The following is a 12,500-nucleotide window of genomic DNA, read 5'->3' as shown; positions in this document are numbered from 1 at the left end:
ACCGTCTTGATCCCTCGAACCGCTTCAAGTGCGACCTTGGCTTTCTGCTGACTACTAAAAATCTTGCGCTTCCGTTCACTCACAACCTGCTCCTTATTTACAGCAGGTTACCATCTTAAATAACCGTCCGGAAATTGGGGTCCACTATATATATCAAACCCTGATTCTTCTTCCGATCGTTCTTCCGTCATTAGGATGCATAAGACAGCTTGCTGTCTGTACATCCTTTTTTCTGATTGGCATGATGGTTCTGTCAAACAGTTTTTACGACCAGTAAATATCTCCCGGCAAAGCCGGGAGCTTTAGTTCGTGAGCCGCTCAAAGCGGCTTCGGTTCGGTCAACCATATAACTCCTCGGTGTTCATTTTCTTTCAGCTGCTGAATGACAGCTTTCAGTCTTTACCAGTCATCAGATCATAGCGAATACTATGGCGTCCAGTCGTCCGTGAGCAATGGCCTCGCCGAGTACCGCCACCCCCTGACCTTGCCTGCATTATTCGCGGTAGAGTAGGGTGCGTCTGTCAAGCAGATCCAGCCCCCCCCGTAATTCAGGGGAAACGCTAGGATGATACTCTATTGTCCGTTAACAGCAGTGCGCCTTTATCACATTCCTGCAGCCCCGCCAGTTCCACAAGTCCACCGACTTTTAATAAGGTATTATTACGGGCCTTAAGCGCGATGGCCTTATCTTTGAGCTCCTGTTCTTTACGCAGTTTTATGAGTTAAAGTTTGGCATTATTGGCCTTTTCAAGAATTTCATTATACTGCTTTTCAAAGCGTTCTATTTTTGATACAATAATTTATAACATACTGTATCAAATGAGATAAAAATTTTAGAATTGTAAAGTAAAAAAGTTCCATGATAATCTATTAATTTGGTTTCCTGCTTGTTAAAGCAGGCGCGCTTTAATGTTTCTCTCCGAGAAACAAGCACGGTCTTGCAGACGGCGAAAAAAAAGATGAGGTGCCCATGGCGGAATATCATTTGCATGCTAAAACTCACAACCGAGGCGTCGGCAAAGGCGCGGGCGGGCATATGCGGTACATTCTGCGAGAAGGTCCTTACGCTCAGAAAACGGTGGAACAGGTCGACGGCAATACCGTAAAAAAGGAGCGTGTCTCCCGGGCTGATGAAGTCCTGCATGCTGAATCAGGATATCTACCCGAGTGGGCGCAAACGGCAGCGGACTACTGGGATGCAGCCGATCAGTACGAGCGCAAGAATGGGACCGTCTATCGGGAGCTCGAGTTTGCGCTGCCGCAGGAACTACCGGAAGCCGTGAACATTTTATTGGCGCACAACTTTGCAGAACGCCTGTGCGCTGTGGAAGGCGGGCATACGCCCTACACGTTGGCGATCCACCGCAGCGAAAGGGACGCCTCCCTGTTGCACTGCCATCTGATGCTCTCGGACAAAATCAACGACGGGATAGCGCGGGACCCGGCCTTATGGTTCAAACGGGCGGCGGTCTCCCCGAAGAACAAAAACCCGGTCGATCCCGCTCGAGGTGGTGCCCCGAAAACTCAGGCACGGATTGGGCAGGACTGGCTGGGTGCCGTGGTGCGGCCCTTATGGGCAGAGCTGGCCAATCAGGAACTGGCGCATGCCGGTTATGCATCGGTCCGCATCGACCACCGAAGTCTGGAAGTCCAGCGGCAGGAAGCGGAACAACAAGCCGCCCGGTTGTGGGAACAAGGGGACCATGACGCGCATCGGGCAGCCCTGGAACGGGTGATCGCCCTGGATCGTCCGCCTCAGCCGAAGCGGGGACGGGTATTGACCCATGCGGGCGCGGAGAAGGCCCCGGAGCGTGCGGCGATGGTTTTATCGTATGAAGCGCAGAAACAAGCCCGCCAGGCAGCGGCGCAGGCCGCAGCCCAGGCCCATAGGGAAGCGCTTGCGCTCGAAAAGGCCCTGCATGATGCGGAACAGATTCTGGAACGTGCCCGCTTACGGCAGGGGTACCGTAGGGACAGCTGGGAAATTCGGGAGCGCTGGGCCTTTCGCCAGCAGGAACGGGCCAGGAGACGGGAGGAAGAGCGGTTACTGGAAGAACACGCACAGCGGGAGCGGGAAGAACAGGCCCTGGATGACCGGGTGGCCGCAGAAACCGCGCCGGGTGTCCGCTATCCGCAGCGCAGCCGCTGGCGGGAATGGCGGGCACAGACCATTTCCCGGAAATACGACCCTGCGTATTCGGCAGAGATGGCAAAAAGAGATATCTATTGCCGCTGGATGCCAGAGCATGGCGGATTGTATTTGCGCCTGGGTAAGCAGGAAGTGATCGACCAGGGGCCGTTGCTTTTAGCGAAGAATGGCGCGCTGGATATTCCGTTGTTGATTGAGACCGCCCAAGGGAAAGGCTGGGAGACCCTGACGTTTACAGGCCCTGCAGAATTTCAGGAGAAGGCAGCCATAGCCGCGTTACAGGCGGGTTTGGCGGTAGCCGATGTGGAGCTTGCGCAACGGGCGCAAGCGGTCATTGATGCGCAGCGGGAGCAGGAACGGATAGAGGCCGCGCAACGGGCAGAGATTCCGGACGCTGTGGGTCTGGCCAAGAAAGTCTCTTCCGAAGTTGGCAGAAATCTGTGTGAGCTCATTGAAGAACACCAGACCCTGGAAGCGACGGCGGACGCGCTGGCTGCGCTTGGATTCGATAGCAAAGCCATTGCCGTGGGGGTCACGTACCTGGTCAATGAGCGCTATCGCGGTCAGACAAAAGACAGGCAGCAACTGACGAACGAAGCGGCTGCCCAGATCGGACGGGAAGCGGTATTACGCCATCAGCAGCAGCCGGAGGTGCTTTTTGCCGAGCCGGAGCCGACGCCCAAGGGAAAGAATCGCCCGGGCCAGAACAAGGGGCGTGGGTTGGGGGATTGAACAGATGGCATGGATGCCTCCCCTACACAGGACCGGCAGCGGTGATTTTCAGAAGCGAATTCTCGCTTGAACCGAACGGGATTAAGGTGCCAAACCGGATTATGCAGGTGAATCAGATCCGCAGCTTATTTTACGAATTCGGTGCCGATTTGCCGCAAGGTCGCCAACGGGGGCTGAAAGAGGTTCTGGACGCTTTGACCAATCTGGAAAACTCTATATCTCCCATGATGCTGGACACGATTCGCCAGCAATTAAAACGCCTCGAAGAGATGGACAAGGATATTGCAGAGATCGAAAAGCGTTTGACGCTGTGGAAGAAAGGCCAAGAGGCCGTGACGCGATTTACGGCCATCCCTGTCGTGGGGCTGTTAACGGCAACCGCCATCATCGCCACCGTGGGGGATATGAAGTCCTTCCGTTCAGGACGGGAGTTTGAAGCATTTCTGGGGCTGGTTCCCCGCCAGAGTGGGACAGGTGGCAAGGTCCGGCTGCTAGGCATCAGCAGTAAGCGTTCAGCGAATCCACCCTAGCGGGTTGGCAGGCACCAAAAAAGGAGTAATTTTGAAGCAGGTTTTAAAGATCGCGAGCGCATCAGGAAAGAAAAAGAATCAGCTGAAGAAATGGATCGGGTAAATGCTCTTGCATAGATTCCAGATGCTTTTATGGTCCAGATGATGTTGTTTATGCAGGTTTAGAAAACGACTACACCGGACACTGGCGCGATCATTATTCCACCACACCCAGAAAACCCCTTTGCTGCGAAGAAAAAGCCTGTCATTGTCAGTCTCAGGAGGCTGACTCTTCTGGGAGACGCCGCAGTGTTTCGATAATTTGCCTATGCTGCATAACGTTCGACGTAACAGGCCGGCGGGTGTCGAAAGCTGGGGTAAACCTTCAAAAACATTTATAGACGGTCCGATTAACGACGGTTGGGTTTGCCAGCACCGTCACTTTTGTTCCCAACCCACTACAATGCCGTTCTCAAGAGTGACTCGTAGGCCATACCTGTTTTTTCCGACCCTGTTGTATTTCCAGATTTCCTTTGTCTTTGTTTTTAGAACCTTTTCGTCAGTATCGAGTGGTCGGCCAAGTGAGTCACGTAGTTGTTCTTCCGTTTGACCCTGCCAGAACATTTTCTTCATGATCAACGTGACGACTTCAGCGTCCCCATATTTCTTGAGGAGTGCGTCTTTTCGCCTCTTCTTTTTGTACAAAGAGATAAGCAACCAACCTAGAAGAGCGAGGATAAGAACAGCGATTATTGCCATCATGGAGCCTCCTGTTGTGCTGTCCAACACTTGAATTCAAAGGTCTGCGCGGTTTTTTGCGCTGATTCGTTGGGATGATAGATTGGCATCATTACGTTCAAGGTTTGCCTAGCAATCTAGCCCAGAATCCGACCTTCTTCGCAGGAGTAGGACCGTGGTTCACTGCTTGTGGTTGCCGTGATGCGGGGCGAAATTCACTGGTGGTTCTTGCCTTTGGAGGCACTTTCAGCAATTGGGTGTCGGCAAAATCTCTGCGTAGTGCTTTAGATGCGATCATCCCAAGAAGAGATGTTAATTCGTGCTCGAAACCGATGGTGATGTCATTTTCGCCGCTTCGGGCATGGGCGATCTCGTGGAGCAAGGTGGAGGCATAGCTTTCGACGGAAGTGAGTTCGCTACGCTTGATGATGATTTCCGTGCCGGTCCAAAGTCCGCAGGCTTCCGAGAAGCTTCCAGTCTCGGGGCGCATCGTCTCCGAAATCTTCAACGATTGCACTTTCGAAGGAAAACCTCCGACGAGGTCGGCAAGCCTTTCGGTCATGTCGAATACAGATCTTTCGGCCTGACTGAGCTTTTCGGGCGAGACGAATTTGAACTTGAAGCAATCATTCCACTCGGAAAGGAAATTGCCCAAATCCTGGATTGTGTTGCCTTGCGTATCGACCTGTCCGGACAGCTTTTCTTTAACGGTGCTCGGGATCGTGATGATCTGCCGACCGCTCGCCCGAGCTTCCTCGACGAAACGCGGAGCATTCATAATCTCCTCATCCGTTAGGAACAGGACATTCCCCGATGCGTTGGTGATTTTCGACGCATGCACGGAGACATCCGTCCATTTCATCTCATCATGCAGCGTGCCGCTCCCGAAGTTGCCGAGGTCATCGACGAGAGCCTTGGCGACTGCTTCCGAAGAGGAAGCGAGCAGGATGGACTTCACTCGGTCGGAGTAGGCGGTCCTCCCGACATTGGTCCTTTCGCGATTGAGAGCCTTCTTGATGGTGGCCGTCAGCGAAGTGATGTTGTAGGAGAACAGGAAGTTCTCCTCTTCGGCAACGCGAATGCCGTTGATGTATATGAAGGAGACCTTGCCTGTTTTCTGCAGGACTTGTCCGTATTGGGTTTCTTCTAGGCGTTCCTCGCCGGAGAACCTCAGGAACAGACGCTTCGCCTTCTCGATATCCTCAATAGAACAACCTTTCAGGATGAATTCGGTTCCGACGAATGCAGGATCGGACGGATCGGAGATGCAGGCGTGCAGTGTGATGACATCAGAGAAATCATGCTTCTCGGATCGGTCGAAAGCAACATCGCAGAACTTGGAGCGGATACGGGTCTCAATGCCCAAGCGGTCGAATGTGGCCAGAGCGTCCTTCAAGCCCACGCCGAACTTTCCGATGAGGCCGGGATGGTCAAGCTTTTCCTGATTCTCGTTCATTGTGAAGTGCTCGTGCCGGAGACCACGGCCGAAGTCCCTGATGCGCCACTGACCGTCTCCGTCGCGGGAGATGGCAATTTCCCGCGTGCCAGTCAGTATCTGCTCGTCGAGCGCGTTGGCAATGATTTCCCTAATGGCATGGAATGCATCCCAGTTTTCAAGCATTCGGTCGATGTTCAGGTCAAATTTCTTCATTGCCACGTTCGCTTATCTTTGCATTCGTCTGGTGACCAAAACACTAAATCTAACTCTCCACCAGAGTGCAACGAGCGGAAGGATTGAGCACAATGTTAGGTATGAAATAAGCCTCATTGCATACATGCATGACGAACCAAGGCTCGTCAAATAAAAGCCTATTTGGAATCTTGCCATAGACCACTTGGCAATGCCAGAACAGAGTGCAGGCAATGCTCAGTGGACTAGGGTAAATCCCGGAGTATAACCAGCATCCAATCCAATGCCCTAAGTGCTCCCATGCAGATTAGGCCACCGGGAGGCAGGATGTATCTTACGATCCCATGTCTGGGACGGTTACAATCCTTTATAGAGTCCCCGATAGGGGATCCGTAACCCCCCCCGCCTTTAGGCGGCGGATAAGTCCGGTGGTATAACCACAGCTATGGAGTCTTATAAAAGTGGTAGTCAGACGGTTTGGGATTTTAAGTATCACCTAGCCTGGACGACGAAGTACCAATATCAGGTATTGGCCAGGGAGATAGGGCTACGATGTCGGGAATTGCTGCGAGAGATAGCGCGTAGTAAGGAAATGGTGATTTATGCGGGGTCGATTAATAGGGACCATGTACATCTATTGATAGGGATACCGCCGAATCTATCGGTATCCAAGGCGGTACAGTATTTGAAAGGGAAGAGCTCGCATCGGTTGCTGACGGAGTATGCGAAGTTACGCAAGAGATACTGGGGCCAACATTTGTGGGGGCGGGGCTATTGGGTAGCGAGTAGTGGAAATGTAACAGATGAGGTTTGGCAGGAGTACATCAAGAATCAAACCCCACCAGATCCAGACGATGACTTTCATGTCGTGTAGCGACAGCCGTCGGCCTCAGTGCCGACTGATCCGGCTTCCAGCCGTAACCTGAAGCCACCGGCTTTTAGCCGGTGGAGTATTCACATTTCTCAAGATTACCACCTTTCGTGCAGCGTAATTGCAGCACACTAAGAATGAGAAAGAGGGGGAATTTTAGGGAATGGCATTGTAGTCAACGTATTGTTTTTATATATTTTACGTGCTTATTTTGTTGATATGAAAAGTGGAAAATTCTGACTCGAAATCGGATGGGGGTTAATAGCCCCACGTGGGTTCGAATCCCACCCTCTCCGCCAATAAAAACAACGAATTACAAAAAAAACCGCGCTTTGCTTATGACCTGTTGAAACCAGTCCGCGTTCTCACTTTTTTGTGCCATATCCAACGGGCGACTTTTCACATCTCCGGAACATCGAACAACACCAAAGGTATTGCGCCCCACTGGATTTCGGCCAATCAATTTCAGCTGTGCAAAAGGATCGTTGACCCGCAACCGCCGGGAATCCGGCAGCCGCAGTGCAGGGCACCCCCAGCGGGTGCCCTGCAGGCCGCTAGAAAACTAGCCTGAAAAATGCCATTGTAACTATATGGAAGGTTAGGATAGTGATGCCCTTTGACCTGAGTTGCTGGGTTTACTGATTTGTGGAAAATGGATCAAAAGAGTCGACTACGGTCACCTTAGAGCCAGTACTCGCCAAGGACTTTCTGACGTTGCCGAAGGTGTCTTCAATAAACTGGGATGGAGAACCAAGCCCTACCGCCTTGGTAAATAATCCTCCTAATTCTGCACCCAGTACATTAGGATTTGAGGAGAAACCAGATTGGCTGGTGTATGAGCCGACGGCATCAGCCTGATATCCGCCTTTGTATGGGTAAAGGCAAAATGTGTAAGTCGCGTTTTTGCCATACTTGGAATAGCTGTTATCTGCACCCCGCGCGATCACTGATGCTCCAGGACAACTTACAATACTGGGCAGGACAGCCCCAGACATCGCTGCAATGGCAGACAATCCGCCCATGCCTGACATTTGAGACATCTGGCTATTTTGAAAACGACCGGGTTGATCGGGCAACGGATAGGGGGGTGGATTCTCCTGAACGGCAGCTCCTGACAAATATTCCTTTGTACCAGACACAAAAGCATTGACAACATCCTGATATGAAACATTAGTTGGGGTTTTCACGTCATAGACGACGTAAGCCATTTTTGTGGTAGTGGTTGGCGTCGTGGTGGCACACCCAGAAAGTAGAATAGTGGAAAACAGAGCTCCAAGGGTGATGGACAGAACAACACGTTGCTGCTTTATAAACATAAATTTTCCTTTTTAAATCTAGTCAGCAAGATAGATATGCCATGATGGTTGCGTTTACGCTATGACGGTTTATCAACGAGAACAACACGTCATGAACCACTTATATAGATGGAACTGATGGGATTTCAAGATGGTCCTGCGGACTGCTAGCCGCCAAGGTCACGGAGGTGCCCTTTTTCCGGAACCATGCGTCATATGTGTGTAAACATTCAAATGGGGGCATCATGAGCACCGTGCGCTGGAATCTTGCCGTGTCGGCAGACACGGATCAGTCCGTCCGCATGTTCCTTGCATCGCAAGGCGGCGGGCGCAAGGGCGACCTGTCGCGTTTCATCGAGCAGGCGGTACGTAGCTACCTCTTCGAGCGTACTGTTGAAGAGGCCAAGGCGGCAAACGCAAACGTGAGCGAGGCCGACTTGACCGCTATCGTGAACGAAGCTGTGCAATGCGCGCGTGAGCACTGATGCGGGTCGTCCTGGATACCAACGTGCTGCTCAGCGCATTGCTGTCGCCGCACGGTTGGCCGGACGCCATCTATCGCGCGTGGCAGAAGGATCGTTTCGATCTTACGGGCATACCGTTTCTGGCAGGCAAACTACTGATCGCGCCTCGCCAAATAACGAAGGCATTCGGCGAAGCCCGGAAACGTTCGCCTGATCCCAACAACTTGGTTGCACAAAGGTCACACTCACGCTATCCTGTCAATTCGTAGTGATAATGTTAAAAAGGAGCCTTACGCCATGTTGATCACAAAAATTCGCAAGCAAGGCGGCGCGGCGGTTGTGACACTTCCCGCAGAAGTGCTGCGACAGATGGATGCCACTATTGGTGAGGAGTTGAGTCTTGAGGTTTCCCAGCACGCGCTCATTATGCGACCAGCGCGCGGTGAGCGGCGGCGCTACAGCCTGGGGGAATTGCTCGCAGGTGTTACTATCCAGGACATGCAGGCCCTTACTGAGAACAGCGCCTGGGCCAGAGAGGGCGAGCCTGTCGGAAGAGAGTTGCTTTGATCGGCCGGAAGATACAATCACCAGGCGACGTTTACTGGATCAACCCCAACCCGACATCTGGAAACGAGATAAGGGATCGACATCGGTTTGTGGTTATTACACCGACCGAAATTAACAAACTCGGTCTGGTTACCTGCGTGCCTATCACCAGTGGCGGCAATCATGCCAGACAAAACGGTTTGACCGTGGTCATTGCGGGACACGACACGACCGGTGTTGCCGTCTGCAATCAGATGCGCACCTTCGATCTCAGCGCCAGAGCCGGTGAGGTAAAATACATTGAAACTCTGGACCAGCAAACGACGCGCGAAATCATCAACCGGGTAACCAGTATCATAGATCCTGGGTAACTGATTATTTCACAAGCATTTTTTGAACTATTGCCTGAATACTGAATGGCATCTATTATTCTTGATTCAGTGCGTTTTGCACACTCACAAGCTGCGGGATGTTTATGATTTCAAGCGAAGTTCGGCAATGGCTCAATCAGGGGCAGGCCCGCATTCGTGAAACTGTCAATGCGGCATCCGATTGTCGTATGTCTGCCGCAAAGACGCTTTTAGTCCCGGCACTCATCAAGCGCATAGGGTCAACGCGCATATGGGTATTTGGTTCTGTTGCCCGCAGAGAAGCCACAGAGAATTCTGATATTGATATTTTTGTGGAATGCGATGGAACCGTGGCGCAATTACCTTGGTCCAAACGCCAGGATGCAATTTCTGATCTGCTCAAGATGGTAAGGAAGCAAGGCTTTACATGGGGCTGCGATATTATTGTTTGGTCAACAGAAGAAGTACGCCTGGGAACCAAAATATCTGAACCCATGATAGAAACCATAAAAAAGGAAGGGGTGTTAATATATGAGCGACCAGGAAAGAATACAGCGGTCCATTCAGTGGTTTGAACTGGCGCAAGCCGATCTGGAAGCCGCCCGCATTGAACAAGCTGTGGGCTTTTCAGCCAGGGACCGCTTGAAAATCGTTGATAGCCTCTTGACCACTTATGGGCTGAGGAAGCAAGTAAGCGGCTAGCTGCTTATCGACGTGGCGAACAAGGAACCAAGGTCTATTCCTACACCTCAAACCCCAGCGCGCGCAATTTGCCCTGGGCCAGACTATGCCCCAGGGCGGCGGCGCTGCCCAGCCAGCGCAGGCCGAGACCCTGGTTTTTGTCAACGCCCTGGCCGTTGAAATAGCAGGTCGATAAAAAGTCCATGGCATCCGCGTGGCCTTTTTTGGCGGCGGCCTCAAAACAGTTGGCGGCAATGCTGTACTCGCCGGACCAGAAAAAATAAATGCCGACCTCATTCAGGGCCTGCGCATCGCCGCTGTCGGCCAGTAGCACACAATCCACAAAGGCCTGCAGCAGACAGTGGGCCTCCTTGGCGGCGAGGCTGCGCAAGTCCACCTGGCGCAGCACCCCGCTGGGCACCTGCGCACTCGGCAACTGCCGCCCGGCGATGGCGCCTGAATCCAGCCAGTTATGAATGGTCCGCACCGTTTTGCCGGTGAGCAAGGCGGCCATTTGCGGGCTGATGAAAGCACTGGACGAACCGGATGCAGCCATAAGACTCCCTTTCTGCAGGTTTTATTTCATCGATTTTAATGGAAAAGCGAAAAGCTTTCATCGGTTTTCGATGAAAGCATTGCGGAATTTCATCGGATTTGGATGAAATGTGAAGAGAGCCTTTGCAGGGAGCTTTTGTTGTGTGTCGTCATCGCCTTATCATTCGGGTAATAATATATTTAACAACAATGCGTTGAAGGTTTTGCGACGCTGTGAACACGTAACTTTTCTGATGCTGGCATGATTGGTGCTTTGGTAGACGCAGTGCAGCGCCTCTTGGCGTTGCCGAACTTCTTACCACACAAGGAGCATTCTCATGAGCATGTTAGTCAAAAAGGCGCAGGCCAGCGCCGAAGCCGGTTTCACCCTCATCGAACTGATGATCGTCATTGCCATCATCGGCATTCTGGCCGCCATCGCGATTCCGCAATATGAGCAGTATATTGAAACTTCTAAGGCATCTGTAATAGCACAAGATTTTCACCAGATGATCACACAAAGTACGGCCGCCATGGCTGCTGCATCCGCAGGGCAAACTACTAGCGTTAATCTCCCTAGCGGTGGGTCTGTGGATGGCGCGACGTTTGCGTTCACTTACCCTACCAATCTAACCAATAACGCCGTTTCAATAACACCCAGCACTGGCTATATTAACTTCAATGTTAAATATCCTTCTGGCTCTTTGGGAACAGCTGTTGCTAACGCCATCAGTGCGCTGAATATGACTGGAACTGGAACGAATGCTAACACTGGTACCGGAATAACCTGTGGCGGTGCAACATCCTGTACGGTGAGCGTTGACAATAATGGGGGCATCAAATTTAGTTAGTTTTTAATTTCGCAGCCCTTCGGGGCTGCACCTTTCGGACAGCGCTCTGCACCATAACCAGAACCCTCTCGGAAAGGTCATCCCATGCGCAGCCAAACAATTCAGAGGAACAGCGGCTTCACGCTCATCGAACTGATGATTGTCATTGCCATCATCGGGATTCTGGCAGCTGTTGCGATACCGCAATATTTTGCGTACATCACAACCGCCAAGGCGCAAGTCGTGGCCGGTGACCTGAAAATGGCGGTGGACGCAGTAGCTAATGCTTACGCAGCCAGCAACAACAATGTGAGCACGGATATTTACAGCACCCTGAACGGACCATCTGCCCATGATGTGGCCGACCCGGTGTATGGCTCAGGCACTCCGGCTTTTGTCGCAGCAAACGGTGCCCAAACAGGGAAATGCGGTCAAGTATTGATCGATGCGGCCACCATCAGTCAGGCAGGGCCACAGCAAGTAACCGTCATGGTCAGCACCACGGGCTGCAGTGGCAATCTCGCTACCGCCATTGTCCGCGCCTGCAGTGCCGAAGGATTCATTCACGCCGCAACACCCACCGGCGTCATCATCACCCAAAACGGGAAAGTCACCCCGTAAACTCTCACAGGAGAACGACCATGAACGCCCATCATCCGCAACAGCGTATCAATGAGCTCCAGCAATTGCGCCATCGCCTGCTCAGTCGCCGCGAACAGCGCGGTGCCGCCACCGCGACCATCGATATGGAATTGAATGTCGTGCGCAGTGAATTGCAGGCTCTGTATGCCCTGCAGCGCGATCAAAAACCCGCCAATCAGCGGATACCCGTCACCCACGGCCTGAAAATGGCCTGATCGTTGCGGGCTGCGGCACTTGGCGCACCGTCCTGCCTGGCAGGGCGGAGGGTCGCTGACTACCCATCCCCCGATCTAAGGCCCTCCGCGCATGTCCCGTGATGCTTCTGATCCGCGCCCCAAAAACGGCCCCTGGCGCCGGGTCTGGGCGCGTCTGGGCTGGGGTAGGGGGTTGCCTGCGGGTGCTTCGGCTGTGGCCCATACCCGCCTAGAACAATATCTGGCTTTCAGCAAGGCCGTCGGGCAGGTCATGGAGCACACCGATCAGGAACCCATCCTGCTGGAGTCCCTGTGTACACTGGCGGTGGAATGTA

Annotated in this window: 15 protein-coding genes and 1 pseudogene; 12 read left to right on the top strand and 4 right to left on the bottom strand. The window is 52.7% G+C overall.

The window, feature by feature from the left end:
- Positions 1-970: 970 nt before the first annotated feature.
- Together BLW97_RS09875 and BLW97_RS09870 are read left to right on the top strand one after the other, a co-directional pair.
- Positions 971-2,881, top strand: coding sequence for a MobA/MobL family protein (locus tag BLW97_RS09875; protein ID WP_077218351.1), 1,911 nt, complete (start codon positions 971-973; stop codon positions 2,879-2,881).
- Between the two features lie 95 nt (positions 2,882-2,976).
- A pseudogene (locus tag BLW97_RS09870) lies at positions 2,977-3,390 on the top strand (transposase); the annotation flags it as partial.
- A 438-nt stretch (positions 3,391-3,828) separates the two neighbouring features.
- On the opposite strand, the gene BLW97_RS09865 reads toward BLW97_RS09870, so the two are convergent.
- Together BLW97_RS09865 and BLW97_RS09860 are read right to left on the bottom strand one after the other, a co-directional pair.
- Complete coding sequence (locus BLW97_RS09865) at positions 3,829-4,152, bottom strand: hypothetical protein (RefSeq protein ID WP_207650586.1); 324 nt, start codon at positions 4,150-4,152, stop codon at positions 3,829-3,831.
- A gap of 94 nt (positions 4,153-4,246) precedes the next feature.
- Positions 4,247-5,779, bottom strand: coding sequence for an ATP-binding protein (locus BLW97_RS09860; protein WP_075323039.1), 1,533 nt, complete (start codon positions 5,777-5,779; stop codon positions 4,247-4,249).
- Between the two features lie 424 nt (positions 5,780-6,203).
- Between BLW97_RS09860 and tnpA the strand changes: the two genes are divergently transcribed.
- The gene (gene tnpA, locus BLW97_RS20430; protein ID WP_075323038.1) at positions 6,204-6,632 is read left to right on the top strand and encodes an IS200/IS605 family transposase; all 429 of its coding nucleotides are present in this window, start codon (positions 6,204-6,206) and stop codon (positions 6,630-6,632) included.
- A gap of 632 nt (positions 6,633-7,264) precedes the next feature.
- Here the strand turns inward: tnpA and BLW97_RS09845 are convergent.
- Positions 7,265-7,945, bottom strand: coding sequence for a hypothetical protein (locus BLW97_RS09845; RefSeq protein WP_075323036.1), 681 nt, complete (start codon positions 7,943-7,945; stop codon positions 7,265-7,267).
- A 224-nt stretch (positions 7,946-8,169) separates the two neighbouring features.
- Between BLW97_RS09845 and BLW97_RS09840 the strand changes: the two genes are divergently transcribed.
- From BLW97_RS09840 to BLW97_RS09820, 5 genes are all read left to right on the top strand, one after another.
- On the top strand, positions 8,170-8,409 hold the full coding sequence (locus BLW97_RS09840; RefSeq protein ID WP_075323035.1) for a ribbon-helix-helix domain-containing protein: 240 nt from the start codon (positions 8,170-8,172) through the stop codon (positions 8,407-8,409).
- On the top strand, positions 8,409-8,657 hold the full coding sequence (locus BLW97_RS20565) for a hypothetical protein (RefSeq protein ID WP_479714974.1): 249 nt from the start codon (positions 8,409-8,411) through the stop codon (positions 8,655-8,657). The genes BLW97_RS09840 and BLW97_RS20565 overlap by 1 nt, the downstream gene beginning before the upstream one ends.
- Positions 8,658-8,685: 28 nt before the next feature.
- On the top strand, positions 8,686-8,955 hold the full coding sequence (locus tag BLW97_RS09830) for an AbrB/MazE/SpoVT family DNA-binding domain-containing protein (protein WP_075323034.1): 270 nt from the start codon (positions 8,686-8,688) through the stop codon (positions 8,953-8,955).
- Positions 8,952-9,305: a type II toxin-antitoxin system toxin MazF gene (gene mazF, locus BLW97_RS09825; RefSeq protein WP_075323033.1), complete on the top strand. Its 354-nt coding sequence runs from the start codon at positions 8,952-8,954 to the stop codon at positions 9,303-9,305. The genes BLW97_RS09830 and mazF overlap by 4 nt, the downstream gene beginning before the upstream one ends.
- A gap of 98 nt (positions 9,306-9,403) precedes the next feature.
- Complete coding sequence (locus BLW97_RS09820) at positions 9,404-9,859, top strand: nucleotidyltransferase family protein (protein WP_077218349.1); 456 nt, start codon at positions 9,404-9,406, stop codon at positions 9,857-9,859.
- Between the two features lie 167 nt (positions 9,860-10,026).
- On the opposite strand, the gene BLW97_RS09815 is transcribed toward BLW97_RS09820, so the two are convergent.
- Positions 10,027-10,521, bottom strand: a complete 495-nt coding sequence (locus tag BLW97_RS09815; protein WP_075323031.1) for a tetratricopeptide repeat protein — start codon at positions 10,519-10,521, stop codon at positions 10,027-10,029.
- A gap of 316 nt (positions 10,522-10,837) precedes the next feature.
- On the opposite strand from BLW97_RS09815, the gene BLW97_RS09810 reads away from it, so the two are divergent.
- From BLW97_RS09810 to BLW97_RS19455, 4 genes are all read left to right on the top strand, one after another.
- A complete protein-coding gene (locus tag BLW97_RS09810; RefSeq protein WP_075323030.1) occupies positions 10,838-11,350 on the top strand; it encodes a prepilin-type N-terminal cleavage/methylation domain-containing protein in 513 nt (170 codons plus the stop codon).
- Positions 11,351-11,434: 84 nt separating this feature from the next.
- Complete coding sequence (locus BLW97_RS09805) at positions 11,435-11,950, top strand: type IV pilin protein (protein WP_075323029.1); 516 nt, start codon at positions 11,435-11,437, stop codon at positions 11,948-11,950.
- 20 nt (positions 11,951-11,970) lie between these two features.
- Positions 11,971-12,186, top strand: a complete 216-nt coding sequence (locus BLW97_RS09800; RefSeq protein WP_024895123.1) for a hypothetical protein — start codon at positions 11,971-11,973, stop codon at positions 12,184-12,186.
- Positions 12,187-12,277: 91 nt separating this feature from the next.
- A partial coding sequence (locus BLW97_RS19455) for a hypothetical protein (protein ID WP_158025156.1) occupies positions 12,278-12,500 on the top strand: 223 nt, incomplete at its 3' end.

The organism is Acidithiobacillus albertensis (assembly GCF_001931655.1).
Classification (GTDB): domain Bacteria; phylum Pseudomonadota; class Gammaproteobacteria; order Acidithiobacillales; family Acidithiobacillaceae; genus Acidithiobacillus; species Acidithiobacillus thiooxidans.
Note: the sequence above shows the minus strand (reverse complement) of the source record. Positions and strands in the feature narration are given on the sequence as shown.

Coding starts and splice junctions, on each gene's coding strand:
- BLW97_RS09875 (WP_077218351.1), top strand. CDS start 971: ATGGCGGAATATCATTTGCATGCTAAAACTCACAACCGAGGCGTCGGC.
- BLW97_RS09865 (WP_207650586.1), bottom strand. CDS start 4,152: ATGATGGCAATAATCGCTGTTCTTATCCTCGCTCTTCTAGGTTGGTTG.
- BLW97_RS09860 (WP_075323039.1), bottom strand. CDS start 5,779: ATGAAGAAATTTGACCTGAACATCGACCGAATGCTTGAAAACTGGGAT.
- tnpA (WP_075323038.1), top strand. CDS start 6,204: ATGGAGTCTTATAAAAGTGGTAGTCAGACGGTTTGGGATTTTAAGTAT.
- BLW97_RS09845 (WP_075323036.1), bottom strand. CDS start 7,945: ATGTTTATAAAGCAGCAACGTGTTGTTCTGTCCATCACCCTTGGAGCT.
- BLW97_RS09840 (WP_075323035.1), top strand. CDS start 8,170: ATGAGCACCGTGCGCTGGAATCTTGCCGTGTCGGCAGACACGGATCAG.
- BLW97_RS20565 (WP_479714974.1), top strand. CDS start 8,409: ATGCGGGTCGTCCTGGATACCAACGTGCTGCTCAGCGCATTGCTGTCG.
- BLW97_RS09830 (WP_075323034.1), top strand. CDS start 8,686: ATGTTGATCACAAAAATTCGCAAGCAAGGCGGCGCGGCGGTTGTGACA.
- BLW97_RS09820 (WP_077218349.1), top strand. CDS start 9,404: ATGTTTATGATTTCAAGCGAAGTTCGGCAATGGCTCAATCAGGGGCAG.
- BLW97_RS09815 (WP_075323031.1), bottom strand. CDS start 10,521: ATGGCTGCATCCGGTTCGTCCAGTGCTTTCATCAGCCCGCAAATGGCC.
- BLW97_RS09810 (WP_075323030.1), top strand. CDS start 10,838: ATGAGCATGTTAGTCAAAAAGGCGCAGGCCAGCGCCGAAGCCGGTTTC.
- BLW97_RS09805 (WP_075323029.1), top strand. CDS start 11,435: ATGCGCAGCCAAACAATTCAGAGGAACAGCGGCTTCACGCTCATCGAA.
- BLW97_RS09800 (WP_024895123.1), top strand. CDS start 11,971: ATGAACGCCCATCATCCGCAACAGCGTATCAATGAGCTCCAGCAATTG.